The sequence below is a fragment of the Bacillus cereus group sp. BfR-BA-01524 genome (genome assembly GCF_022662595.1).
GTDB lineage: Bacteria > Bacillota > Bacilli > Bacillales > Bacillaceae_G > Bacillus_A > Bacillus_A thuringiensis_S.
The window spans coordinates 15,718-41,886 of record NZ_JAKUDW010000032.1 but is presented as its reverse complement, the minus strand read 5'-3'; the positions used below and the strand labels follow the sequence as shown (position 1 = coordinate 41,886).

The window sequence follows — 26,169 nt, the reverse complement described above, 5'->3', positions numbered from 1 at the left end:
AAGTTTTTTCATAAGAAGCAGCCATTAGCTGCTTCTTATTTTTTTCCTTCTAACAACTCGATAATTCTCTCTTTATATTTTCCTTTTCTTCCATCTTCATAGATTAAATCATGCGGATAGAATAATTTTTGATCCGTTCTCTTCTTACCTGTAATCGCCTCAACAATATCTGATTCACGTGAAAGCTCTCTAAGCTCTCCATTTGGCATAAGCAGTAAGATTGGCAGACGTTCTTCTTCTTCTCCTGCACGATAAAAGTCGTACGGTAAGTCTGATGTTGAATCAACTATTAAATAGTACTCTGGATCAAGTCCAATTTTTTTAAATAAGCTACTTAATTCCATCCAATTATCTAAGCCATGCTTATCTGTAAACTCTACATATTTAAATAGATTTCGATTCATAAAACGTCGGCATAAATCGCTTAAAATTGGATCTTCTTCGTCTTGCCATACTTGGAAGTAATAATACATAACGTTCTCGTCTAACTTTAAATAATCCTCTACTGTTACTTCTTCTTCAAATAAAGAATAGAAATGAACCGGATGATTTTTAAATGTATAATACTTCTCATGCAATGCTTTAGCACGGTGTAAAATCTTCGTTAAAATAACTTCAGCACTTCGCGTTACCGGATGGAAATATACTTGCCAGTACATTTGATAACGACTCATAATATAATGCTCAACAGCATGCATACCACTATTTTTAATAACTACTTGATTCCCGTACGGACGCATTACACGTAATATACGTTCCATATCGAAGTTTCCGTACTTTACGCCTGTGAAATAAGCATCTCTTAATAAATAATCCATACGATCCGCATCAATTTGGCTTGAAATCATACTAATCGCTAATTTATTAGTAGACGTTTTTGCAATTACATCTGCTACCTTTTGTGGAAACTCCTTATCAACACGACTTAATACATCATTAATCTCCGTATCGCCCACAATAATCTTTTGCGTAAATTTCTCATGATCTAATGAAAATACTTTTTCAAACGAGTGAGAAAATGGGCCATGGCCGACATCATGAAGTAATGCCGCACATAAACATAACAATCTATCTTCAGCATTCCAATTTGGTCTGCCATCAAACACATCATCAATCATACGACGAATAATTTCGTATACACCTAACGAATGAGTAAAGCGACTATGCTCTGCACCGTGAAATGTAAAAAATGTCGTTCCAAGCTGCTTAATACGGCGCAAACGTTGAAATTCTTTCGTTCCGATTAAATCCCAAATAACACGATCACGCACGTGCACATATTTATGTACTGGGTCTTTAAACACTTTTGTTTCGCTGAGTTTGTCGTTTAAATATACCACTTTCCGACATCCCCCTTTCTTTACTACATTCTTACTTTATATTATAAACGAAATGAGAAACAGAAAGAAATGAAAGACTGTATTAATTCCCTTTATAAAAAGAAAAAATCACCTTTACCGAAGTAAAAGTGATTTCTTTTATACATTATTTCCCTAAAACGAACTCAGCAACTTCGTCTAAGATCATATCTTTCCCTAATGGGAAGTAACCTTTGTTTAAGTCTTCATTTTTAATTGTAAATACATGGTTGTTTTTAACAGCGTTCATGTTTTTCCAAATTGATTCTTCTTGGAATTCTTTTAAGCGCTGAGAACCGTCACCAGTTGTAAATACGAATAAGTAATCTGGGTTGTAATCGATTAAAGCTTCTTTTTGTACTTGCACTAACGGTTTATCAGTTGGTGTACCTTTAACTGCTGGTAGTTTTAAATCATTAAAGATTACGCTACCGTAACCGTAGTCACCGTATACGCGGAAAGCATTTGGATATGCAGCCATTTTCATAAATGTTGCTTCACCAGTTTTAGCGACGATTTTGTCATGTAATTTGCTTGCTTTTTCATCATACTTTTTGAACCATTCTTTTGTTTCTTTTTCTTTACCGAAGATTTGACCTACTTCTTCGAATTTTGGACGCCATTGATCTAATGGAGTGTTTAACATAACTGTTGGTGCAATTTTAGATAATTGATCATAAATCTTTTCTTGACGATTATTTACAAGAATTAAATCTGGTTTTGCAGCAGCTACTGCTTCGATGTTAATTTTATCGCCCCAAGCAGAACCAACTGGTTTAACGTCTTTTAGTTTCTTTTCAATATGTGCATCAATTTTTTCTTGAGATGTATTAGCAGTAATAACCGGTTTCATACCGAAAATTAATAATTCTTCTGTTGAACCACTAAGGTCAGCAATTTTTTTGGGGTTTGCAGGAATTTTAATTTCCCCTTTTGCATGTTTTACAGTGCGCTCTTCAGTCTTTGCATCTGCTTTCTTTTCTTCTTCTTTGTTAGAACAAGCTGCAAATAGTACAGAAGTTACAACTAATACCATTGCTAATAGTGCCATTTTAAAATTCTTCATGTTCCCACTCCTTCTAGCTGTATTTATCTTATAAGTTGCAATGAACTATAAGAAACGAAGATAACAATTAATCAATATATTTTTATTAATTGTTGTTAATAACCCATTCTAAAGGGCGTTCAACTTCCCATTCTTATACAAGAAGCTCAACGTCCATTAGAAGTCCCCCCTCTTCAGGAGGGGGTTCTACTTATGCTTTTTTACGCAATTGATTACTAATTATCGCTAAATCATATGTTAAACAAATTGGCTTACAGTTTACTGGACATGGAACGATTTGAGCTTCAATCTCAAATACGTTACGAAGTGTTTCACTTGTCATAACTTCATCTGGTGTTCCTTGTTTCATTAACTTACCTGCTTTTAATGCAATCATATGATCTGAGAAACGAGAAGCGTGGTTTAAGTCATGGATAACCATAACGATCGTTCTACCTTCTTCTTCGTTTAATTTTTTCAATAAGTTTAATACTTCTAATTGATGAGCCATGTCTAAGTACGTTGTTGGTTCATCTAATACAAGTAATTCTGTTCCTTGCGCAAGAGCCATTGCGATCCACACACGTTGACGTTGACCACCTGATAGTGCTTCTGCTGGACGATTCGCAAATTCTTTCATTCCTGTCACTTCAAGTGCCCAGTTAATGTAGCGATAATCCTCTTCTTTCAACGTGCCAAACCCTTTTTGATGAGGGAATCTTCCGTATGACACAAGCTCAAATACAGTAAGACCCGTTGGTACTTCTGCAGTTTGTGGTAAAATCGCCATTTTCTTTGCAATTTCTTTCGTTGGCTGTTTCTCAATTGCTTTTCCGTCAAGATAAACAGTACCTTGCTTTGCCTTCAAAATACGAGACGCCGTTTTTAATAATGTGGACTTCCCACAACCATTTGGTCCAATAATTGTTGTAATTTTCCCTTCCGGAATTTCAACTGTTAATCCATCAATAATTAAACCTTCATTATAGCCAACAGATACCGCATCTACCGCTAAAGTTGCCATACGAAAAGCCTCCCTTTATTTTGTCCTCATAAGTAAATAAATGAAATACGGTGCACCAATTACAGAAATAACAAGACCGACTGGTATTTCTGAAGTTGTTAGTACACTTCTTGAAATTACGTCTGCGAATAAAAGTAAAAACGTTCCTATTAGCGCAGCTGTGGGCAACATAATTTGATGCTTACCACCAACAAGGCGCCTTGCTAAATGCGGGGCCATTAAACCGATAAAGCCAATTCCGCCGGCAACAGCAACAGATGCACCTGCTAAACAAACTGCAATAAATAATAATTTACGTCTTTCTTTTTCTACGTTTACACCAAGGCCAACTGCTGTAGAATCGCCTAGGTTCATTACATTTAATATGTGTGCTTTACTTATAGCAAGAGGTAAGAAAATAACCATCCATGGAAGTACACTTAATACAAATTTCCAATCTGTACCCCACAGACTTCCCGCCAGCCAAATCGTAGCAAAACGAAAATCGTTAGATGTCATCTTCATAGAGAAAATTAAACTAACAGCTCCAAATCCAGCTGCAACGGCAATACCAACAAGTATTAATCGAGTCGATGAAACGCCGTCTTTCCATGCTAGTAAATAAATAATTACCGCTGCTAATATCGCTCCAACTAGTGCGAAAAATGGAAGAATGAATACAGATAAAAATGTACCAGTCCCTACTTTCCCGAAGAAGAAGTAGACGAATATAACAACTGTTAATCCCGCTCCAGCATTAATCCCTATAATACCTGGATCAGCAAGCGGATTTCTTGATAAACCTTGCAAAATCGCACCTGACATAGCTAAAGCAGATCCGACTAGTATAGCAATTACCATACGCGGCATACGGAATTCAAATAAAATAACAGACTGATCTTCAGCCCCTAGTCCAACCAATGACTTTAATACGTCCATTGGGGGTATTTTAAAAGTTCCTGTATTTAAACTAATAAGAAATATAGAAACGATTAGTCCTACTAAAATCGTTAATATAGAAATGTTCTTTTTTGTTAAGACACTCGTCCTCACATCTTTCCTCTCCCTTCATTACGTGCTAAGTAGAGGAAGAATGGAACCCCAATTAGCGCTGTAATTGCTCCAATTGGCGTTTCAAATGGCGGGTTAATAACGCGAGATAACATATCTGCACATTCAATTAACAGCCCGCCTAAGACCGCAGAACATGGAATAACCCATCTATAGTCCGAGCCTACAAGGAAACGAGTCATATGCGGGATTACAAGACCAACAAACCCTACTGATCCTGCCATGGAAACTGCGGAACCCGTTAAAACAAGAACAAGTACTGTTCCGATAAATTTAATTAATGTCGTATTTTGACCAAGTCCAATTGCAATTTCTTCACCGAAGCTCAAAATTGTAATATATCTCGACATCATAATTGCGATAAAAAGGCAAACAAGGCCAATTGGCACTAACATATTAATGCTTTGCCATTTCACTCCAGCAACTCCGCCTGCATTCCACATGCTCACCTCTTGGGCAAGATTGAAATACAATGCGATTCCAGATGAAATTGCCCCTAATAAAGCACTAATAGCTGCACCTGCTAAAGCTAATTTCACAGGTGTTAATCCACCTGGTGAAGAAGACCCAATTCCATATACAATGCTTGCACCAAACGCAGCTCCAATAAAAGATGCGATAACAAACAGTAAATAAGGTGAATTAGGGAAAAATGCATACATAATTGCAATTCCAAATACAGCCCCATCTGTAATCCCCATTAACGATGGTGAAGCAAGTGGATTTCTCGTCATACCTTGCATAATTGCTCCTGATACCGCTAAAAAGGCACCTGCAACTACGCCCCCTATTGCTCTAGGCATGCGAAGCTCTTGAATTACATTATGATGTGTAATAGATCCATCAAACTGAAATACAGCTTGCCATACAGTCTTTAAACTAATATCTGCAGCCCCAAAAGAAATAGAAACTGCCATGCTTAAAGCTAACAAAATTGTACCCGCTACTAAAATAATAGAAGCGATGAGCGGTCTGCTCTTAATCTCTTTAACATTCTCTTCTTGCTGTTCTATACTGCTTGCGCTCGCTTCCATCCCTCAACCATCCTAACCAACAACATATATTTATTAAAATGAAATTTATTCTCAAATAGTAATAAAAAAAATTAGGTGAATTGTTATTTTCCTGATAATGATTCTCAGAATCAGACACTTCTATTCTACCTATCGCTTTAAAAGACTGTCAACCATTATTTTGAAATATAAATTTATATAAATTGGAACTTTAATACAAAAGTTATGTCCATCCTTTAGAAAACGTTCGGCCACACAATAGTACTTTCGCAGAATAAATCGTTCCTCTTATGGGCATAAAAAAAGAAGAGTAATCTTTTCACTCTTCTTTTTCTTACTTATTTAACTTTGCTTCAATTTTTACGATTAACTCATCTTCCGTTGGAGCCGCAACTGGACGGTTATTTACAAATGCGAATGATTTTTTACGACCAGGACCACAGTAAGACTGACATCCAACTTCAATCGTTGCACATGAATCTACTTTTTTTAACTTCGGAACTAACGTTTTAACGTTCGTTGCCTGACAGTCATCGCACACGCGAAATTCGTTTCCCATTATATAACACTTCCTCTATTTTAAACTTTTCTCAAGTACGTTTAAAAATAAACACTAAATGGTATTTTACCGCTCTTTGAAGCTCGTTGCAAGTTTCCCTACAAAGCCTATTCTCTACATAATGCTACATATTTATATGCTCTCCTACAGAAGCGCTCACCATTCATGGGAAAATTTTTACCTTTCATCGAAATCTACCATATTTTTAAAAGCTTTGTATAAAAGTTTATTTTTTTGCCCATTATAAAAATAGGAAGTTCATAAAAAGAAAGGGAGTTGAATCTATGAAAGTAAGACAAGATGCTTGGACAGATGAGGATGATTTATTACTTGCTGAAACAGTACTTCGTCATGTTCGAGAAGGAAGTACGCAATTAAATGCATTTGAGGAAGTAGGAGATCAGTTAAATCGTACATCTGCTGCTTGTGGTTTCCGCTGGAATGCTGTCGTTCGCTATAGCTATGAACAAGCTCTTCAACTAGCAAAAAAACATCGTAAAGATAAAATGCGTGCTGCAAGCGGTGAACAAGCGAAAAAACGTTTACTTTATACACCACCAGCTTCAGATTCGGTAACTGATTATGAAGAATTAATACAAGAAGAATCAATTGTACAATATAAAGAAGCTATTCCATATCAAGAATCTACTGCTCCTGCTGCAAGAAGCTCTATGACAATGCAAGATGTTATTTATTTTTTACAAACAGTCGGATCTTCAAATATAAAAGTGACAGCTCTTGAAAACGAGAATACGAGATTGAAACAAGAAGTTAAAGCACAAATCCTTCGGAATGAGGAACTAGAAAAGAAACTAGAAAAGTTAGAAAAGCAATCTCATACTGTACAAGAAGATTACGAAACACTTATGAACATTATGAACCGAGCTCGTAAATTGGCAGTCATGGATGACGAAGAACGTTCTCAAACATCTTTCCGAATGGACCGAAACGGTAATTTAGAAAAAATTGCAGAATAAAAAGGATGCATGTAATGCATCCTTTTTATTATTTCACCTCTAAGCTCCCCCTTTATATGTGAGAAAACTCCATTCTTCATTTTTTGCTATAATAGAGATTGTCATTTTAAAGATAAGGGGTTAGTTATATGAGCAATTCCCGTTCCATTTTATCTCAGCCAGAGTGGCGCATTGTAGATCAGTCTAGTTTGGGACCAACATTCCATGCACTTCAGTCATTCGCAATGGATGACACATTATGCACAAGCATTGGAAATGGCAAGTCAGCCGCAACAATGCGTTCTTGGGTTCATCACAATACAATTGTCCTTGGCATTCAAGATTCACGCCTTCCGCATTTAGAAGAAGGTATTTCTTTTTTAAAACAACACAATTTCAATGTTATTGTTCGTAATTCTGGCGGGCTTGCAGTCGTGCTTGATGAAGGTGTTTTAAACGTATCACTTTTATTCCAAGAAACAGAAAAAGGTATCGATATTGATCTTGGATACGATACGATGTGGCATTTAATTAAGGAAATGTTAAAGGATTACAACGTTACTATCGAGGCAAAAGAAATTGTTGGCTCTTACTGTCCTGGTAGTTATGACTTAAGTATTCGCGATCAAAAATTCGCTGGTATTTCACAACGTCGTATTCGCGGCGGTGTCGCTGTCCAAATTTATCTCTGTGCTACCGGAAGTGGCTCTGAGCGTGCCGCACTCGTTCGTGATTTCTACAACCTAGCAATTCAAGGAGAAGAAACACGCTTTACGTACCCTGAAATTGTACCAAGTACGATGGCCTCACTCTCAGAATTACTTGGCGAAACCATTACAGTACAAGATTTAATGATGCGTCTTTTAAAAACATTACAGCAATTCGCTCCGAAGTTAACACCATCTCAATTAACAATAGATGAGATTCCTTTATATGAGACGAATTTACAACGTATTATTGATCGTAATAATAAAGCACTTGGCTTAGAAAAATAAAAATGACCACCCTAAGGGTGGTCATTTCCCATACTAATTCATTTTAGAATTAAAGTGCTTGAGCTGCTGTAATTAAAGCTAACTTGTACACTTCTTCTTCGTTACATCCACGAGACAGATCATTTACAGGCATGTTTAAGCCTTGTAAGATTGGTCCTACTGCTTCGAAGTTACCTAAACGTTGAGCGATTTTGTAGCCGATATTACCAGCTTCTAAGCTTGGGAATACGAATACGTTAGCATCACCTTTAATTGTAGAACCTGGAGCTTTTTTCTCAGCTACAGATGGTACGAATGCAGCATCGAATTGGAATTCTCCATCTAAAGTTAACTCAGGAGCCATTTCTTTTGCAATGCGAGTTGCTTCTACAACTTTTTCTGTTTCTGGAGATTTCGCAGAACCTTTTGTAGAGAAGCTTAACATAGCAACGCGTGGATCAATGCCGAATAACTCAGCAGTTTTCGCACTTTCGATACCGATTTCAGCTAAATCTTGGCTGTTTGGTGCAATGTTAATTGCGCAATCAGCAAATACATATTTCTCTTCTTCACGTACCATGATGAATACGCCAGAAGTTTTTGTAACGCCTGGTTTTGTTTTAATAATTTGAAGTGCTGGACGAACTGTATCAGCTGTAGAGTGAGCTGCACCACTTACTAAACCGTGTGCTTTACCCATGTATACAAGCATTGTACCGAAGTAGTTTTCGTCTTTAAGAATTTTACGAGCGTCTTCTTCTGTTGCTTTACCTTTACGGCGTTCAACGAAAGATGCTACCATTGCATCCATTTCTTCGTATGTAGCTGGGTCGTAAATATCAACGCCTGCTAATGTTAAATTCATGCTAGCAGCTTTTGCGCTAATTTCTTCCTTATTACCAACTAAGATTGGTTTTACTAACTCTTCTTTCGCTAAACGCTCTGCAGCGCCTAAAATTCTTTCATCAGTTCCTTCAGGAAGTACGATAGAAATGCCTTTTCCTTGAACTTTTTCTTTTACTGTTGTAAATAAGTTGCTCACGAATAAACCCTCCTACATATGTTAAAAAAACTCTATCTTTAAGAATACTGCTTTTCTTCTATATTTTAAACTTATAGCTCCCAAAAAATAGATAAAATAAAAATGATTATATTTTCATAAAATTCAGCCGTTAAATTCACCTTACTTAAACCCTTAAATGTGACAATTTTATGCGCCAAGGTTTTATATAGATGATTTTAAAACTATATATGCTATAGTTAACGTGTAAAACTATCATTAACTGAGGTGAATAGAATGAGTGAAGCAACAACAACGTTAGATGGCTGGTATTGTTTACATGATTTACGTTCTATTGATTGGGCTGCATGGAAAACATTATCTAGCGACGAACGCGGACAAGCAGTGTCTGAATTTTTAAATGTCGTTGAAAAATGGAACGAAGTAGCTACTGCGAAAAAAGGTAGTCACGCAATGTATACAGTTGTTGGTCAAAAAGCTGATATTATGCTTATGATTTTACGTCCAACAATGGAAGAGTTAAATGAAATTGAGACAGAATTGAATAAAACAACTTTAGCTGAATATATGGTTCCTGCATATTCTTACGTATCTGTTGTTGAATTAAGCAACTATCTTCCAGCTGATGAGGATCCATACCAAAACCCACAAATTTTAGCTCGCTTATATCCTGAATTGCCGAAAGCAAATCATATTTGCTTCTATCCAATGGATAAGCGTCGCCAAGGTAATGACAACTGGTACATGCTTCCTATGGAAGAGCGTAAAAAAATGATGTACAGTCATAGTAAAATTGGTCGTCAATACGCAGGTAAAGTACGCCAAGTGATTTCAGGATCTGTTGGATTCGACGATTTCGAATGGGGCGTAACATTATTTGCTGACGATGTTCTTCAATTTAAAAAACTTATATATGAAATGCGCTTCGATGAAGTAAGTGCTCGTTATGGTGAATTCGGAACATTCTTCGTTGGAAACATCTTACCAGACGAAAAAGTAGAGAAATTTTTACACATATAATATTGAAAAAGGGACGAAATTCGTTCCTTTTTTTATTTCCCTCTATATTTCTCCTCAAAAAACTCCTTTTTCCCGCAAATCCGAACAAAAATCGACAAATTCCTTACAAAATTGTAACTTTTCTATATCCAAATTCATGCTAAAATGATACGAGCTATATGCTAAATAACGATGCGAAGGTGATAATCTATATGAAAAAAATCTTGTCTATTTTACTATTGCTTGTATTGTCAATTTCTTCCTTAGGAGTAACAACATCCCATGCGGAAGAAAAAATACATATTGAGGCTGCTGCTGCACTTTTATTTGATGCAGATACAGGAAAAATACTCCACGAGCAAAATCCAGATGAATTGCTAGCTATTGCTAGTATGTCAAAATTAATTGTTGTTTACGCTGTTTTAGAAGCAATTAAAGAAGGAAAAATCACTTGGGATACGAAAGTAAATATTTCTGATTACGCTTATGAAGTCTCTCGTAATAATGAATTCTCTAATGTACCGTTCGAAAAAGGACGTCAATATACTGTAAGAGAATTATATCATTCTATTGTTATATTCTCTGCAAATGGATCTAGTATTGCTTTAGCAGAACTTCTTGCAGGAAGTGAGAAAAACTTCTTAAATCTTGCAAATGAACATGCAAAAAAGCTAGGGTTAAAGAAATATAAATTTGTAAACTCTACCGGGTTAAATAATGCTGATTTAAAAGGAAAACATCCTGAAGGAACCGATCCGACTGGAGAAAACTCCATGTCAGCTCGCGATATGGGTATTCTCGCAAAAACGATTATTACAAAGTATCCAGAAATGCTAGAGGATACAAAACAAAGATTTAGAAACTTCCCAGACAATCATCCAAAACCAATTCGTATGGAAAACTGGAACTGGATGTTACCAGGCGCTGCCTTCTCTTATGATGGAACGGATGGTTTAAAAACTGGTAGTTCTGATACCGCTGGATATGGATTCACTATTACAGCGAAACGTGGTGATGTACGTCTTATCTCGGTTATTATTAAAACAAAATCAATGGATGAACGCTTCACAGAATCTCGTGAATTAATCGAATATGGATTTAATAACTTTGAAAAACAAAAACTAAAAGTTAATAAAAACAATACAATCTCTGTAGTAAAAGGGAAAGAAGATCAAGTAACTGTTGCACCAGAAAAAGAAATAACAGTAATTGCGAAAAAAGGTAGCAAAGATCCTTATAAAATTGGGACTGAATTAGATAAATCTCTTGCTGAAGATGGACATTTAGTTGCTCCTATTAAGAAAGATGCCAAAGTAGGCTCAATTACTTTAGAATCAACTGATAAATATGGTTTCTTAGATGGTAATAAAAATATGAAAGTTACTGCAAAAACGACCGAAGAAGTTGAAAAAGCAAATTGGTTTGTGTTAACAATGCGCTCTATTGGAGATTTCTTCTCAAACTTATGGTCTAAAGTATTTTAATAATGAAAAGCTAGCTCACGCTAGCTTTTTTTATTTTCCGCTCTCAATGTAAAACTTCGTTTGGTTGTCATATCTGAGTCCTTTTCCTCATACGTATGAACTAGTAATTGTTCCACACTTCATCTAGAAATAAACCTCTTTCCAGCAGGTATTACAAAAAGAGAGGTGACACATAATGGGTGTTATTGCTTATAACGAAGAAGATGTAAAGTTGTTAGCTAGACTGATGCGTGCTGAAGCCGAAGGAGAAGGGCAGCAGGGGATGTTAATGGTCGGAAACGTTGGGGTAAATCGTGTCCGCGGAAATTGTTTAGATTTTAAAAAGGTCCGCAATTTACGTCAAATGGTTTATCAAAATCCTGGCGGTTTTGAAGCAACGCAAAAAGGATATTTTTATCAACGAGCGAGAGAGCAAGATATCGCTTTGGCGAGACGTACGATTCAAGGGCAACGTTTTTGGCCTGCCAATTTTGCCTTATGGTTTTTCAGACCTGAAGGTCCTTGTCCGCCAACTTGGTATAACCAACAAAACTCCGGCCGCTTCAAAAAGCACTGCTTCTTCCAACCATCTGGTGAAGACTGTCCTAGCGTATATTAAGAGATGAAAATGAGGAGGGATTTTTGAATGGCACAGCAACAAAATCCGTACTATGGAACAGGTTTTTATCAACCATCTGGAACTTATGTACAACCGCAACAAATGACTCAACAACAGCAGCAAGCGATGCAACAACAAACAGCTCAAGCTGCGCAAGCTCAATATGCAATTTCTCAAGGCATGTTACCTCTAGAGCAATCATATATTGAAAATATCCTTCGTTTAAACAAAGGTAAGCAAGCTACAGTTGTAATGACTTATGAACGTGGCAGTTCCCTTGGTACACAATCTTATACAGGTATTATTGAAGCAGCTGGCCGTGACCACATCGTTATTAGTGAACCGCAGTCAGGGAAGCGTTATTTACTACTAATGATTTACTTAGATTATGTAGAATTTCCAGAAGAAATTGCATATTTACCTAGTCAACAAGCAACTTATACTCCAAGACCATAAAAAAAGCTGGCAAATGCCAGCTTTTGTTTTTTATAATCCTTTTACAACTGCAGTCCCTACTAGAATCCACGCCACAATAAACGCTACACCACCAAGAGGTGTAATTGGACCAAAGAACTTAATGCCTGTCGTACTTAATGCATACAAACTACCTGAGAACATAATAATCCCAGCTACCATTAGCCAACCAGCAGTAGTTAAAAGTGATGATTGAACCTTATCCATCAATAAAGCAACTACGAATAGTCCACCTGCATGAAACATTTGATATGTAACGCCTGTTTTCCAAACTTCTAACATTTTTGCAGAAATTTTATTTTCTAAACCGTGTGCTCCAAAGGCCCCTAACGCAACAGATAGCCCCGCTGCAATACAGCCTAGTAAAAAGAAAATTTTCATCTTAATTCCCCTTTTTTACCTCTATCATAAGCAATTTTTTCATATAAGCCAAACGATTTAATCCTTAAAAATCAAATAAAGAATTACCATTTGCACCTTCTTCTTTAATATACACAGGTTCTCCAGAAACTGGCATAACTGGTTGAACTGTCGTTATAGGCTGCGCTCCAATTACTTGCGATTGAATTTGCGGCTCCCTATACGTAGAAGATTCAACTTGTTCATCTAATAGTAAATCGCATAAAGCACGCACAACTAATAAATGATCTTTTGATTTTTGTCCTTCACTACTTTTTGCCTTTGCAATTTCATTCGCCATTTTATTTAAAATCTTATCGCTCGATATTTGCATTCCTTATCACCTCGTACTTTGTAATTCTTTCTCAAATTGCCTCAGCTTCTCTACTGAACCAAATACTATTATCATATCATGTTCTTGTAATTTTTCCTGCCCCGTTGGATTATGTATAATATCCCCATTTCTCAAAATCGCTAATATCGTTACATCAAATTGATTCCTCACATCACTCTCTAGTAACGATTTACCAACTAGTATTGTATCTTTTCCAACTAAAATTTCTTCAATGACAAATGACTGTTCTATCCCATACAGCACTGTATCAATATAATGAACTGTTAATGGATTCGCAATACCTTTTGCAATATGAATTCCTGCCATACTAGATGGATTAATAACTTTATTTGCACCCGCACGCCTTAATTTCTCTTCAGTTTCTGGCTTTTCAGCTCTCGCCACAATTTTAATTGCATCGTTTAATCCTCTTGCTGTTAATGTAATAAATACATTTTCAGCATCATTTGCTACGATAGCAACTAAACCAGCCGCCTTTGAAATTCCAGCATGATGTAAAACTTGATCCTCCGTCGCATCTCCATGTATATACAAAAGCTTTTCCTTCTCTAATATGCTTTCATCTTTATCGACAACAACAAATGGAATTTTCTTTTCTTGCAATTCATGTACAACTTGAAGCCCCACTCTACCGCAACCACATACTATAATGTGATTTTGTAACTGCGCTATTTGTTTATCCATCTTCTTCCTCCGCACTGCATGAAATAAATTCCCTTCAATAATCATAGCTGCCACTACTCCAATTGCATATGTAACAATACCAACACCAACAGGAATAATAAGGAGCGCAAATACTTTCCCCACCTGTGTTACAGGAACGGCATCTCCGTATCCAACAGTCAATACCGTAATCATCGTCATCCAAAATGCTTGAAACAAACTAATCTCTTCAATCGTCATAAATCCTATTGTTCCTAGAATTACAACAAAGGTCATGCATATAACCGCTATCCATAATTGCTTACGTGCATTCATATCGTGTTTCAACTCTTTTCTCTATCTACAAATCTTTGCCAGTGGAAATAAAATACGTATATACTAGATACGGAATCTACGAAAGAGGTTGATATAATGAAGACATTTCTTTCCGCCTTACAATGGGCACTATTTATTTTAGCTGGAAGCCTTATTGTACCAATTAGTGTCGCAACTAGTTATGGCCTTGATGGTGCTGAAGCCATCGCATTCGTACAAAGAACATTATTTGTGCTTGGCTTTGCTGGTCTACTGCAAGCTATATTTGGGCATAAACTTCCTATTCAAGAAGGTCCTGCAGGCCTTTGGTGGGGAATTTTCTCCCTTTACGCAAGTTTAGGTGTCGTATTATTTGGATCAAGCAATGAGACACTTAAAGTTCTTCAATATGCTTTCTTATTAAGCGGTATTATTTGTATTATTCTTAGCGTTTTTGGACTTATTGATAAACTCGTTCGCTATTTTACACCGACAGTCATTGGAACGTATTTATTTCTTCTTGTCGCACAGCTCAGTGGCTCCTTCTTAAAGGGGATGTTTGGCCTTGATGGAAAACATACAGAAGTACAACCTAACGTATTTATTCTTTCACTCATTGTTATTTTACTATCCTTTTTCATCATGAAGCTACCTATTATTGGACAATATTCCGTTCTTTTCAGTATCATATGCGGCTGGATATTATTCGCATGCTTCGGATTATCTAATCCAATAACACCAGTGACAGACATAATCCGTTTTCCATCCTTATTTGTTTTCGGAATGCCTCGTGTTGAATGGAACATGGTAATTACGGTCATTTTCGTTACACTCTTACTTCTAACAAATATGTTAGCAAGTATTCGCGTTGTACAAAAGGTTGTCTCTAAATATGAAGAAAATGCTGCATCAGATCGTTTTAGACAAGCCGGTATTATAACAGGAATCAACCAATTGCTAGGCGGCCTGTTTTCAGCTATTGGACCTGTCGCTATTTCTGGATCAGCAGGTTTTATTGCAACTACTAATATTTATAAACGTCTCCCATTTATATTAGGGTCAAGCTTTATTATTGTCGTTAGTATATTTCCAAAGATTACTTCATTCTTTGCAGCAATTCCAGTTGCAGTTGGTTATGCCGCTATTTATCCTGTATTCGCAAGCATGATTGGCCTTGCCTTTCGAGAATACGAAACTGTCCAGGATAAAGAACGATTATTTAAAGTAGCCGGTCTTTCAATCTTCACAGGAGTCGGAGTTATGTTTGTTCCAGCAGGAGCATATTCCACACTTCCACCATTTCTAGCATCGTTTTTAAGTAACGGTCTCGTTCTTGGATCTGTAATGGCAATCTTGCTAGAAATACTATTTTCTCGTTCCACAGCAAAACAAATATCGTAAATTGGAAAACTTCCATTATTGCACTCTACCTTTAGAGTTGTTACGATAAAATCAAGCTTTAATCATTGGGGTTTTATCCATCCCCAATGATTATTACCCGATATTATGAGCAACACACTCATAATAATTTATCTACTTCTTTTCAAAGAGGTTTGATGTCTTACTATTATTCCTCATCCTCTTCATGAACATGTATTTTGATTTCAATTAAAGAAAGGAATTTTCTATATGACTTATAAAATGATTGTTTTAGATTTAGATGATACTTTATTACGTGATGACCATACTATTTCACCTCGTACGAAAGAAGCGTTAATGACTGCACAAGAGCAAGGGGTAAAGGTTGTACTTGCTTCTGGACGTCCAACGTTTGGTATGCGCAATGTAGCCAAAGAACTTCGTTTAGAAGAATACGGCAGCTTCATTCTATCTTTTAATGGCGCAAAAATTATTAACTGTAAAACAAACGAAGAAATCTTTAGTAGTACACTATCTCCTGAAATCGTTCACAACCTATTTGAAATTAGTAAAACTGAAGATGTATGGATTCATACTTATATGGGCGATGATATCGTAACGGAAGAAAATAATCCTTATACTGAAATTGAGGGCGATATTACTGGTATGCCAATTGTTGTAGTAGATGACTTTAAAGCCGCAGTTAAAGAGCCTGTAGTAAAAGTATTAATGAATAAAGAAGCTGAACGCCTTGTTGAAGTTGAAAAGAAACTACAAAAACAACTAGAAGGCCAATTAAGCGTGATGCGTTCGAAACCATTCTTCTTAGAATTTACTGAAGCCGGTGTTACAAAAGGAACGAGCTTAAACAAACTGATTCAAAAGCTTGGCATTAAGCGTGAAGAAGTTATCGCAATGGGCGATAGCTATAACGACCAAGCAATGATTGAATTTGCTGGTCTTGGCGTTGCAATGGGCAATGCACCTGATGATATTAAAGAAATTGCAAACTACGTAACAGATACAAATATGAACGATGGTGTTGCAAAAGTTGTAGAGAAATTCGTTTTAAAAACGGATGTACTTGTTTAATATTTTCATTCACAAAACCTATTTGAAGTCAAATACTTCAAATAGGTTTTTATTTAAATTCTCATGCTTTTGTGACTATATTTTGAACTTTGCACTATTCTCGTAGTGTAAACTTTCTTTTTGTATATAATGAAACAAAATAGACTATTTTATTTTGAAAAAGAATACAAATTTACTATATACAAGCATACGTTAAAGGAGGCTACTTTATGTTATCTACACCAATCGGACGATTAAGAGCAATTGGACTAGTTGAGGGGATTTCTTTCCTATTACTATTATTTGTAGCAATGCCATTGAAATATTTCGCAGGATTTGCAACAGCTGTTAAAATTACAGGCATGGCTCATGGTGTTCTATTTATTCTATTCATCTTTGCAGTAATTCAAGTAACAATCGTACACCGTAAATCAATTTTATGGGCACTTGGAGCATTTGTTTCATCAGTTATCCCATTTGGTACTTTTGTACTAGATGCAAAATTAAAGAACGAGCAACAATAATAATAAAAAGGTAGTTAACGACTGTTAACTACCTTTTCTATTTATAAATTTGGAATTTCCCAATCAATTTCTCTTTCTCCCATATTAGCTAAAATCGTATTTACTTTAGAGTATGGCTTACTACCAAAGAAACCACGTCTTGCCGATAATGGGCTTGGATGTACAGATTCGATAATATGATGATTCGAATTCGTAATTAACTTCTTCTTCGCCTGCGCATGGCGCCCCCATAATATGAAAACAACTGGCTTTTCACGTTCATTCAACAGTTCGATCACACGATCTGTGAAGTGCTCCCATCCTTTTCCCTTATGAGAATTTGCTTCACTTTGACGAACTGTTAATACGGTATTTAGTAGTAATACTCCTTGCTCCGCCCACTTTACTAAATAACCGTTATTCGGAATTTCATAACCATATTCATCTCGAAGTTCTTTATACATATTTAACAATGATGGTGGTGTCTTAACACCAGGTTGCACAGAGAAGCTTAAACCATGCGCTTGATTCGGTCCATGATACGGATCTTGTCCTAAAATAACAACCTTTGTATTTTCATAACTTGTATACTGAAGAGCGTTAAAAATATCTTCTACCTTCGGATAAACCACATGTGTGCTGTATTCTTCTGTCAAAAAACTGGATAGAGTAAGATAATACTCTTTCTCAAATTCTGGTGCCAATAATGGTCCCCAATCATTTTTTAAAACATTTTCCATGCTTTCACTTCCTGTCAAATTAATTCAACATATCCTGTTTTGTAAATACTAAGAACGAAATAATAAGAGAAACAACTGCCCAAACAGTTAAATTCATCAAAGAAAATCCCATTGATAAGCCTTGTAATGCAGGTAATTTTCCTGATAAATAATCCGTTAATGATAAATTCACACTAAAAATATATTTCGCGCCTTCCCAAGATGTTGCGAACGAGCTTAAGATACCGCCTGCAATTAATGCAGCTAGCATAACGCCCATACCCGCTGGTGTATTACGAATTAAAACAGAGACCATAAATGATATAGTTCCGACAACGATAGCAACAAACCAGGCTAGTCCATATGCCATTAAGATGTATTGCCACTGCGGAATAAGATGCACAAAGTTTGTATTTAACGTTTCCTTATCAATGACAAACCCTGTTAAAACAGGTAAATTCCATCCCGAGTACCCAAATACAAGCCCTGATAATATGTAAGCAAACAAACCTACAAGAAGCAGTATGAGCGAAATGAAAAATAACATCGTCACGTATTTACTAAGGAGTATTTTCCAGCGCCGAATCGGCCGCGTAAGTAACATCTTCATCGTCCCATCACTTCGTTCTCCTGAAACGATATCAATGGCGACAATCATTACGAGAAGCGGAATAAACAATGTAATTCCTTGTTCAATAAATGCCCTGACAAAAGTCGGTGCACCCGGCGCCATCGGGTTAATATCATGATCTAAATAATATTGTTGTTGCTCAACTCTTACCTTTAACCAATCACGCCATTCTTCTGGCAACCTAGAATTGTTTAACCGGTTCTGAGAATCAACAATTTGCTGTTGCAATGAAACCTTCCAATCAGTTGTACCGAGTCTTTTTTGTGTCGTTTCTATTTCACGATACTGCGCATACACAAAAAGCGGGATCAAGATTGCTAAAATAAGCATGACAACAAAAATACGTTTCTTACGGTAAATCTTTTCTGATTCATTTAAAACTAGATTCGCAAATTCACGCATGCTGCTCACCCCTTGTGAGTTCAATAAATAAATCTTCTAGCGTAAATACAAGCTCCTTAACGCTATGTACATCTATCTCATTTTCTACAAAGTTTTTATTCCAACTACTTATAGATGCAATATCCATGCGGCATAGTAATCGCTCGCCTTCTACACTCACTTCTCTTACTTCTTCGGCCGCTTCTAACATATCTTTCGCCTTAGAAATTGGTGTAACAATCCATTCTACACGATCACTTGCCGTTTTAATTAATTCTTCAACCTTGGCAACTGTTATCATCTTTCCTTTATGAATAATAGCAACACGATCGCATATCATTTGCACTTCACTTAGCAAGTGACTTGAAATAAACACGCTCATATTTTCTTCTTCCACAAGCTTATGTATAAATTCCCTAAGTTCTCTAATCCCAGCTGGATCTAAACCATTCGTTGGCTCATCTAATATAAGCAATTTAGGATTCCCAAGGAGCGCCTGCGCAATTCCAAGGCGCTGTTTCATACCAAGTGAGTACGTTTTTACCTTGTCATGAATTCTTTCATCCAAATGAACCATTTTAGCAATTTCAATAATACGTTCATCTGATATATCACCTAACATACGAGCAAATTGCTTTAAATTTTCCCATCCCGTTAAATATGTGTACAACTCTGGGTTTTCAACGATACTCCCAATTTGACGCATCGCTTCTCTGAAATTTTCCTTAATCGAATAACCACCGATAGAAATTGTACCTTCTGTCGCCTTAATTAATCCGACTAACATTCGAATAGTAGTCGTCTTTCCAGCACCATTTGGTCCTAAGAACCCGAACACTTCTCCTTGCTTTACATCAAAGGAAATATTCTCTACAAGAGTCTTCTTTCCAATTACCTTCTTTAAGTCTCGTACGGAAAGTATCGTCGTCATTTTACCCCTCCTTGTTCTAGTTTTAATTTACTTACAACATTTTGAACTAAACGTTCTGCCATATACGTATAACCTACTTCGTTCGGATGAAAATGATCAGAGTATAATAAATCTTTCCCGCGGTTTTGGAATAAATCAAATGTCGGTGTAATATACACATTTTTATCGTTTAGCGCTAACTTCTCTAAAGATGCATTCCAGTCCACAACTATGTTTGAAGACCCTTTTAAATCTTCTACATCTTCAAAAGGATTGTATAAACCAAGCCAAAAAATCGGACTATCTGTATTTAATTTACGAATTTCTTCTATAATTTTCTTCGCTTCATTTTGAAACGTTTCTGTATCAGGACGATACGTCTCTAAATCTATTTTCCCGAGCGATTCCCAGCCTGGAAACAAATCATTCCCACCAATCGTTAACACGATTACATCTGCTTGCTTAATTGAATATTGAGCGCCACTACTTTCAATTTGTTTTAATAAATCAGGCATTTTTGCACCACTAACTGCTAAATTTGTTAATGCAATTTTTTGCTTATAATCTTTTTGTAAATCTTCTTTCATTCGCCCAACATAGCCAATTCCTTCTTTATCACCAACGCCACGCGTTAATGAATCACCTAAACTAACGATTTGTAACGTTCCCGTTTTCTTTTTCTCTTTCGCCACTACATCGGTCTTTTTAATTAAATTTGAAGCTTTCGGATTTAATACATCATTTACACCTGAAACAAAGCCATATGCAAATAAACAGAAAGATGCAATTGTAATGAGTAGAATTACTTTTACTACTTTTGATCTCATATCAAAACCCCTTTTAGCCCTCATAGATTGTCCATAATTATACCAAACGACATTTTGAAAAGCGATTTTCACACCTTCTCAATTATGTCGTTTCTCTATCTACTAACTCTGGTAATAACTCTATATGCTTCACATCTAATTTCTCTTCATTAATTTTTTCATATAATAATTCAAACGCTTTCACTCCAACATTTTTACTAGAATGCGAAATCGTCGTTATACCCAATATATCTGCCACCTCTTGATCATCACACCCAATAATCGTAATATCCTCCGGAATACGAATTCCTTGTTTTTTTGCTTCTGTAACCATCCCCGCTGCAATATGGTTACAAGATACAAGGAACGCCGTCGGTTTTACTGACATATGAGCCCATTCTCTAATTACATTACGTCCATCTTCCACTGTAAAACAACCCTCAAATTTCCAGGTCTCTAACGGTGTTACGATACTCTGTTGAAGCGAATCTTCATACGCCTTCTTTCGTCTTTGGCTATTAACACTATTACTTCTTCCAATACAATATCCAATACGTGTATGACCGGCATCTATTAAGCTTTTCATCCCATGTGAAAATACTTTGTAGTAATCAATATGGACACTTGAAATGCACTTCGAATCTATTTCTTCACACATAACAATCGGGCCGAATTTCGTATATTCTTCAAGCTTCTCCTTACTATTTGCCCGAGAACAAATAATAACCCCATCAAGCTTTTTCATTTTTAACATATTTAAAATTTCTAGTTCTCTTTCTTCGCTATAATTTGTCTGGCAAAGCATCATATTATAATTATTCTCTGCTGTTTCTTTTGATATTCCCTCGATAATAGCGCTATAATATTGATCATTTACGTGTGGCAATAAAACGCCAATTACATTCGTTTTTCCTTTCACTAAATGAATTGCATTCACGTTTTGCGTATAATTTAATTCTTCTATAATCGCTAAAATTTCTTTTCGTTTCTGTTCATTTACGTACGGATGATTATTTAGTACACGTGAAACAGTTGAAACAGATACTCCAGCAAGTTCAGCAATCTTTCTTATATTTGTCATCTCATTTTCCCCTTCTCACAAAAATTCTCCCTTGACCTGGTAAGCTTTCCACAATATATCCTTTCCTAGCAAATACATTTAGAAAGGATATACAACTATGCTTCGATTCAAATTAGAATATATATTTTTCATTAGCGGTTTACTCATTCTTGCCATCGGTATTAATATGATGACGACAATTACTTCCTTTGGACTTAGTCCTTATGATTCCTTCTTTATTGCACTATATCAAAATTTTGGGATAAGTATTGGTTTTTGGATTTTCATGATTAACTTTGCCTTTACACTTATCGTACTCTTTTGGAATAAAAAACAAATTACAATCGGTACAATTGTAACGATGGTTCTTATTTCTCTTTTTGTTGATTGGATTGGTTCCATTACAACTATTATGGACGCTATCCGCTCTCTTCCAAAATATATAACACTTATTTGCGGAAATCTATTCGTTGGAGCTGGAATTGGTCTTTACGTCTCTACAAACCTTTGCGCAGCGCCTCAAGAAGCTTTCGTTTTAACGGTTGCTGAAAAGAAAAAATGGACGTTTAGAAGAACAGAGATTTCATTAGCCTTTTTATTTTTAACGTTAAGCTTTTTATTAGATGGACCTATCTATTTTGGAACAATCATCTTATCCTTTACAACAGGCTGGATTATCCAAGCATTTATTCAAGTTGGTACGCAGATTTTAAATAGAAAAGAGCCTATTAAGCAAGCTGCTTAATAGGCTCTTTCTGTTTTATGGTAAGAGATACTACTTAGCATCCCCTTCAATTCGATAGTTCGCTTTCAAACAATCTATTTCTTCATACCCTTGCAACGTATGTAGAATATAATCATAATCAGCAAGCGACGCACGATGCGTTACAATTACAATTTCAGCCTTTCCTTTCTCTTCAAGCGGCATTTGAATAATTTTCTCAAAACTAACTCCGCGCTCAGAGAACAATGAAGTAATTTTTGCAAATACACCAATTTCGTCTTTTACATGAAGTCTTAAAAACTTTTTCACGACAATTTCGTCTGGCTCTTTTAATACTTTTTGATATTGCGGGACTACAGCACTATTTCCTGTTACCCCTAATCTAATATTTTGCATTACAGCAACTAGATCAGAAACAACAGCTGTCGCTGTCGGTAAACTTCCTGCACCTGGTCCATAAAACATCGTTTCTCCAACCGCTTCACCATACACATACACAGCGTTATATTCATTTTGTACCGCCGCAAGAGGATGTGTATTTGGCAGTAAAGTTGGTTCAACCGTAACCTCCAATTTTTCACCATCTCGTTTTGCAAGACCGATTAATTTAATTGTATAACCTAAGCTCTTACTGTATTCAATATCTTCCTCTGTAATAGAGGTAATTCCTTTTACTTTCACATCTCCAAGCTCTACATTTGTAGAGAAACCGAGAGTAGCTAAAATCGTCATTTTTCTTGCTGCATCTAAACCTTCTACGTCTGATGTTGGATCTGCTTCTGCAAATCCAAGTTGTTGGGCTTCTTTTAACACGTCGTTATATGCTCTCCCTTCGTCTGACATTTTCGTCAAAATAAAATTTGTCGTTCCATTTACAATTCCCATTACTTTCGTAATAAGATCTGAAGAAAGTCCTTCTACGATACTGCGTAAAATTGGAATTCCCCCTGCCACACTCGCCTCATAGAATAAATCAGCCTTATTATCTTTTGCTATCGCTAATAATTCAGCTCCATGTAATGCCATTAAGTCTTTATTTGCAGTTACAACATGCTTTCCGCTTTTTAAGGCTTGTAAAATATATGATTTTGCATCATCAATGCCACCCATCACTTCGATGACAACATCAATATTTGGATTATCTAAAATTTCATTTGCATCTTGTGTTAATAGAGTAGAAGGTACCTCTACCTCTCTCTCTTTCTCCATGTTTTGCACTAATACTTTCGTTACCTTCACTGGACAACCTACTTGGTGTATGAGTCGTTCTTGATGATCCGTAATAATACGAACCACACCACTGCCAACTGTCCCAAGACCTAATAACCCAACTTGAATTTCTTTCATAGTACTGTCCACCCCTCAAAAATTGTGTTTAGATGAAATTATATGAGTAAAAAATCTGAAAAACAATGTATTTTGAACATTCGGAAAAATATAAGTTAATCTTTACAAGGAAAACGTTGCCACGTGTTACACAATCTTTCTTTACAATATATAAGGGGTTTCTTGATACACGTAATAATTCAACCAATTAGAAAACAATAAATTCCCATGACTCCTCCACCTAACAAGCGGCTTTTCATCTGGATTATTATGTTTAAAATAGTTTTTTGGCACATCAATATTTAATCCCTTGTCACGATCTCGTTCGTATTCTTGTTTTAACGTCTCACAACTATATTCGCTATGTCCAAGGGCAAAAACTTGCCTTCCTTCTGGCCCAATAACAAGGTGAACACCTGCTTCTTCAGAGTTTGCTAACAATGTTAATTCTTTCACTTCTCTAATATCATTCTCTCGTACTTCTGTATGACGAGAATGCGGAGCAAAAAACAATTCATCAAATCCTTGTAACAATTTCACATGTTGCTCGCAAACCTCATGTTCAAATACACCGAACATTTTTTCCTTAAGGGGATACTTTGGAACACCATAATGATAGTACAAGCCAGCCTGTGCCCCCCAGCAAATATGGAGCGTAGATGTTACATTCGTTTTTGAATACTCCATAATACGTTTAAGCTCTTCCCAATAATCTACTTCTTCAAAAGAAAGAGTTTCAACTGGTGCTCCTGTAATAATGAGCCCATCAAATTTTTCATTTTCAATATCACGAAACGTTTTATAAAAGCTCATTAAATGGTCCTGCGCTACATTACGAGACAGATGTGATTCCATATGAAGTAAATGAACATCTAATTGCAACGGTGTGTTTCCAATTAAGCGAAGTAATTGCGCCTCTGTGTCTTGCTTCGTTGGCATTAAATTTAATATAGCAATTTTTAAAGCGCGTATATCTTGTGTTTCTGCTCGCTCCTTCGTCATTACAAAAATATTTTCTTTTTGCAACACTTTGCGAGCCGGTAAATCTTTATCAATTATGATCGGCATGTGTTTTGCCTCCAACTAGAGCTGCTTCCAAATCTGCAATAATATCAGAAACATCTTCTATACCAACCGATAAACGAATTAAATCAGATGTAACACCAGCTAAACGCTGATCTTCAGCACTTAATTGTCTATGCGTCGTACTAGCAGGATGTATAACGCAAGTTCGTGCATCAGCTACGTGTGTTACGAGAGTTGCTAGTTTTACATTTGCGATAAATTCTTTTGCTGCTTCTAATCCCCCTTTAATCCCAAATGTTAAAACCCCACTAGCACCTTTTTTCAAATACTTTTGTGCTAACGAGTAATTTTCATTACTATCTAATCCCGGATAATTCACCCATTCAATACGTTCATGATTAGCAAGCCACTTAGCAACCGCGAGAGCATTTTCGCTATGACGCTCCATTCGTAAATGTAAAGTCTCTAAGCCAATATTGCTAAGATATGCATTGAATGGGCTCATACAATTCCCATAATCTCTTAATAGCTGAACACGTGCTTTCACAATATACGCTGCTGCACCAAAGTTTTGAACGTAACTTACACCGTGATAACTTGGATCTGGTTCAACAAGCTCAGGATATTTTCCATTTGTCCAATCAAAGTTTCCACCGTCAATTACAATACCGCCTAAGGAGCTCGCATGCCCATCGATATATTTCGTCGTAGAATGAACAATAATATTCGCCCCATGTTCAAACGCTTGGCATAAATAAGGAGTTGCTAATGTATTATCAACGATAAAAGGTACCTCTAATTCTTTAGCGGCAGCTGAAAATTCTTTGAAATTTAAAACGTTCATCGCTGGATTTCCTAATGATTCTGCATAAATGAGTTTCGTCTTGTCATTAGCAAGTGCCACAATTTCATCTGCCGTTAAATTTGGATTAAAGAACGTAACATCAATGCCAAGTTTACGCAAACTCACTCCAAATAAATTAAACGTTCCCCCGTAAACCGTTGAAGAGCAAAGCAAATGGTCTCCACTACTACAAATATTTAAAACTGCGAGCATAATGGCTGCTTGCCCAGAAGCCGTTGCAACAGCTCCTACACCGCCTTCTAAATCTGATAACTTCTGCTCAAATGCGGCTAGAGTAGGGTTTCCAATACGCGTATAAATATATCCTTCTGCCTCTAAGTTAAATAGGGCTGCTAAATCATCTGAAGTATCGTATTTATACGTTGTACTTTGATAAAGTGGTAAAACACGTGGTTCACCATTCTTTGGCGTATAGCCACCTTGCACACAAATCGTTCCTTTTCCCCATGATTCTCCCATCTCTCATTCTCCTTTCTTTTATACAAAATAAAAAACTGCCCCTTTCCTGAAAACAAGAAAGGA

General features: G+C 36.3%; 28 protein-coding genes. 10 read left to right on the top strand and 18 right to left on the bottom strand.

Translation table 11 applies throughout. The annotated features are described in order from the left end of the window. Positions 1–35: 35 nt before the first annotated feature. From MR170_RS13795 to MR170_RS13770, 6 genes are all read right to left on the bottom strand, one after another. Positions 36–1,340, bottom strand: coding sequence for an HD domain-containing protein (locus MR170_RS13795; protein ID WP_016079609.1), 1,305 nt, complete (start codon positions 1,338–1,340; stop codon positions 36–38). 145 nt (positions 1,341–1,485) lie between these two features. Then, the gene (locus tag MR170_RS13790; protein ID WP_000787724.1) at positions 1,486–2,424 is read right to left on the bottom strand and encodes an ABC transporter substrate-binding protein; all 939 of its coding nucleotides are present in this window, start codon (positions 2,422–2,424) and stop codon (positions 1,486–1,488) included. Positions 2,425–2,614: 190 nt separating this feature from the next. Continuing rightward, positions 2,615–3,427: an ABC transporter ATP-binding protein gene (locus tag MR170_RS13785; RefSeq protein ID WP_242308462.1), complete on the bottom strand. Its 813-nt coding sequence runs from the start codon at positions 3,425–3,427 to the stop codon at positions 2,615–2,617. A gap of 15 nt (positions 3,428–3,442) precedes the next feature. Then, positions 3,443–4,459 carry a FecCD family ABC transporter permease gene (locus MR170_RS13780; RefSeq protein WP_001260757.1) on the bottom strand — a complete coding sequence of 339 codons (1,017 nt, stop codon included), beginning with the start codon at positions 4,457–4,459 and terminating at the stop codon, positions 3,443–3,445. After that, positions 4,456–5,511 (bottom strand): FecCD family ABC transporter permease, encoded by a 1,056-nt coding sequence (locus MR170_RS13775; RefSeq protein WP_029443687.1) that lies wholly within the window; start codon positions 5,509–5,511, stop codon positions 4,456–4,458. The genes MR170_RS13780 and MR170_RS13775 overlap by 4 nt, the downstream gene beginning before the upstream one ends. Before the next feature lie 313 nt (positions 5,512–5,824). Next, entirely contained in the window at positions 5,825–6,049 is a 225-nt protein-coding gene (locus MR170_RS13770) for a YuzB family protein (protein ID WP_000526079.1), read from the bottom strand. A gap of 284 nt (positions 6,050–6,333) precedes the next feature. Between MR170_RS13770 and MR170_RS13765 the strand changes: the two genes are divergently transcribed. Both MR170_RS13765 and lipL read left to right on the top strand, forming a co-directional pair. After that, positions 6,334–7,026, top strand: coding sequence for an RsfA family transcriptional regulator (locus MR170_RS13765; protein WP_016079607.1), 693 nt, complete (start codon positions 6,334–6,336; stop codon positions 7,024–7,026). 128 nt (positions 7,027–7,154) lie between these two features. Next, on the top strand, positions 7,155–8,000 hold the full coding sequence (gene lipL, locus MR170_RS13760; protein ID WP_000071944.1) for an octanoyl-[GcvH]:protein N-octanoyltransferase: 846 nt from the start codon (positions 7,155–7,157) through the stop codon (positions 7,998–8,000). 49 nt (positions 8,001–8,049) lie between these two features. Here the strand turns inward: lipL and pta are convergent, their stop codons facing one another. Continuing rightward, complete coding sequence (gene pta, locus MR170_RS13755) at positions 8,050–9,021, bottom strand: phosphate acetyltransferase (RefSeq protein WP_000067215.1); 972 nt, start codon at positions 9,019–9,021, stop codon at positions 8,050–8,052. Positions 9,022–9,276: 255 nt separating this feature from the next. Between pta and hemQ the strand changes: the two genes are divergently transcribed. The 4 genes from hemQ (at position 9,277) to gerQ (ending at position 12,537) form a co-directional block, all read left to right on the top strand. Then, positions 9,277–10,020, top strand: coding sequence for a hydrogen peroxide-dependent heme synthase (gene hemQ / locus MR170_RS13750; RefSeq protein ID WP_016079605.1), 744 nt, complete (start codon positions 9,277–9,279; stop codon positions 10,018–10,020). A gap of 191 nt (positions 10,021–10,211) precedes the next feature. Then, a complete protein-coding gene (locus MR170_RS13745) occupies positions 10,212–11,483 on the top strand; it encodes a serine hydrolase (RefSeq protein WP_016079604.1) in 1,272 nt (423 codons plus the stop codon). A gap of 175 nt (positions 11,484–11,658) precedes the next feature. Continuing rightward, positions 11,659–12,081 (top strand): cell wall hydrolase CwlJ, encoded by a 423-nt coding sequence (cwlJ, locus tag MR170_RS13740; RefSeq protein WP_016079603.1) that lies wholly within the window; start codon positions 11,659–11,661, stop codon positions 12,079–12,081. A gap of 27 nt (positions 12,082–12,108) precedes the next feature. Next, positions 12,109–12,537: a spore coat protein GerQ gene (gerQ, locus tag MR170_RS13735; RefSeq protein ID WP_016079602.1), complete on the top strand. Its 429-nt coding sequence runs from the start codon at positions 12,109–12,111 to the stop codon at positions 12,535–12,537. Positions 12,538–12,567: 30 nt separating this feature from the next. Here gerQ and MR170_RS13730 read toward each other — a convergent pair whose 3' ends face one another. The 3 genes from MR170_RS13730 to MR170_RS13720 all read right to left on the bottom strand — a co-directional run bounded on the left by MR170_RS13730 (position 12,568) and on the right by MR170_RS13720 (position 14,287). After that, positions 12,568–12,936, bottom strand: coding sequence for a DUF423 domain-containing protein (locus MR170_RS13730; RefSeq protein ID WP_000688315.1), 369 nt, complete (start codon positions 12,934–12,936; stop codon positions 12,568–12,570). Positions 12,937–13,000: 64 nt separating this feature from the next. Beyond that, on the bottom strand, positions 13,001–13,288 hold the full coding sequence (locus MR170_RS13725; RefSeq protein WP_029443689.1) for a YwdI family protein: 288 nt from the start codon (positions 13,286–13,288) through the stop codon (positions 13,001–13,003). A gap of 6 nt (positions 13,289–13,294) precedes the next feature. Continuing rightward, the gene (locus MR170_RS13720) at positions 13,295–14,287 is read right to left on the bottom strand and encodes a potassium channel family protein (RefSeq protein WP_016079600.1); all 993 of its coding nucleotides are present in this window, start codon (positions 14,285–14,287) and stop codon (positions 13,295–13,297) included. 96 nt (positions 14,288–14,383) lie between these two features. Here MR170_RS13720 and MR170_RS13715 point away from each other — a divergent pair, with 96 nt between their 5' ends. The 3 genes from MR170_RS13715 (at position 14,384) to MR170_RS13705 (ending at position 17,220) form a co-directional block, all read left to right on the top strand. Further along, a complete protein-coding gene (locus tag MR170_RS13715; RefSeq protein WP_016079599.1) occupies positions 14,384–15,667 on the top strand; it encodes a purine/pyrimidine permease in 1,284 nt (427 codons plus the stop codon). 228 nt (positions 15,668–15,895) lie between these two features. Next, a complete protein-coding gene (locus MR170_RS13710; protein WP_000221382.1) occupies positions 15,896–16,717 on the top strand; it encodes a Cof-type HAD-IIB family hydrolase in 822 nt (273 codons plus the stop codon). A gap of 209 nt (positions 16,718–16,926) precedes the next feature. Beyond that, the gene (locus MR170_RS13705) at positions 16,927–17,220 is read left to right on the top strand and encodes a DUF3817 domain-containing protein (protein ID WP_000953396.1); all 294 of its coding nucleotides are present in this window, start codon (positions 16,927–16,929) and stop codon (positions 17,218–17,220) included. 41 nt (positions 17,221–17,261) lie between these two features. Here MR170_RS13705 and MR170_RS13700 read toward each other — a convergent pair whose 3' ends face one another. The 5 genes from MR170_RS13700 to MR170_RS13680 are packed head-to-tail and all read right to left on the bottom strand — an operon-like array spanning position 17,262 to position 21,727. Then, entirely contained in the window at positions 17,262–17,939 is a 678-nt protein-coding gene (locus MR170_RS13700) for a uracil-DNA glycosylase (protein WP_016079597.1), read from the bottom strand. 19 nt (positions 17,940–17,958) lie between these two features. Further along, positions 17,959–18,951: an ABC transporter permease subunit gene (locus MR170_RS13695; RefSeq protein ID WP_001206482.1), complete on the bottom strand. Its 993-nt coding sequence runs from the start codon at positions 18,949–18,951 to the stop codon at positions 17,959–17,961. Beyond that, on the bottom strand, positions 18,944–19,861 hold the full coding sequence (locus tag MR170_RS13690) for an ABC transporter ATP-binding protein (RefSeq protein ID WP_242308460.1): 918 nt from the start codon (positions 19,859–19,861) through the stop codon (positions 18,944–18,946). The genes MR170_RS13695 and MR170_RS13690 overlap by 8 nt, the downstream gene beginning before the upstream one ends. Beyond that, positions 19,858–20,739, bottom strand: coding sequence for an SGNH/GDSL hydrolase family protein (locus tag MR170_RS13685; protein ID WP_016079595.1), 882 nt, complete (start codon positions 20,737–20,739; stop codon positions 19,858–19,860). The genes MR170_RS13690 and MR170_RS13685 overlap by 4 nt, the downstream gene beginning before the upstream one ends. Before the next feature lie 10 nt (positions 20,740–20,749). Further along, positions 20,750–21,727: a LacI family DNA-binding transcriptional regulator gene (locus tag MR170_RS13680; protein ID WP_016079594.1), complete on the bottom strand. Its 978-nt coding sequence runs from the start codon at positions 21,725–21,727 to the stop codon at positions 20,750–20,752. Positions 21,728–21,824: 97 nt separating this feature from the next. Between MR170_RS13680 and MR170_RS13675 the strand changes: the two genes are divergently transcribed. Further along, positions 21,825–22,451 carry a YczE/YyaS/YitT family protein gene (locus MR170_RS13675; RefSeq protein ID WP_016079593.1) on the top strand — a complete coding sequence of 209 codons (627 nt, stop codon included), beginning with the start codon at positions 21,825–21,827 and terminating at the stop codon, positions 22,449–22,451. Between the two features lie 30 nt (positions 22,452–22,481). On the opposite strand, the gene MR170_RS13670 is transcribed toward MR170_RS13675, so the two are convergent. The 3 genes from MR170_RS13670 to MR170_RS13660 form a co-directional block, all read right to left on the bottom strand. After that, positions 22,482–23,777 (bottom strand): homoserine dehydrogenase, encoded by a 1,296-nt coding sequence (locus MR170_RS13670; RefSeq protein WP_242308459.1) that lies wholly within the window; start codon positions 23,775–23,777, stop codon positions 22,482–22,484. 141 nt (positions 23,778–23,918) lie between these two features. Further along, positions 23,919–24,824, bottom strand: a complete 906-nt coding sequence (gene metA / locus MR170_RS13665; protein ID WP_242308458.1) for a homoserine O-acetyltransferase MetA — start codon at positions 24,822–24,824, stop codon at positions 23,919–23,921. Next, the gene (locus MR170_RS13660; RefSeq protein ID WP_242308457.1) at positions 24,808–26,106 is read right to left on the bottom strand and encodes a bifunctional O-acetylhomoserine aminocarboxypropyltransferase/cysteine synthase; all 1,299 of its coding nucleotides are present in this window, start codon (positions 26,104–26,106) and stop codon (positions 24,808–24,810) included. Before MR170_RS13660 ends, metA begins: the two co-directional genes overlap by 17 nt. Positions 26,107–26,169: the final 63 nt, after the last annotated feature.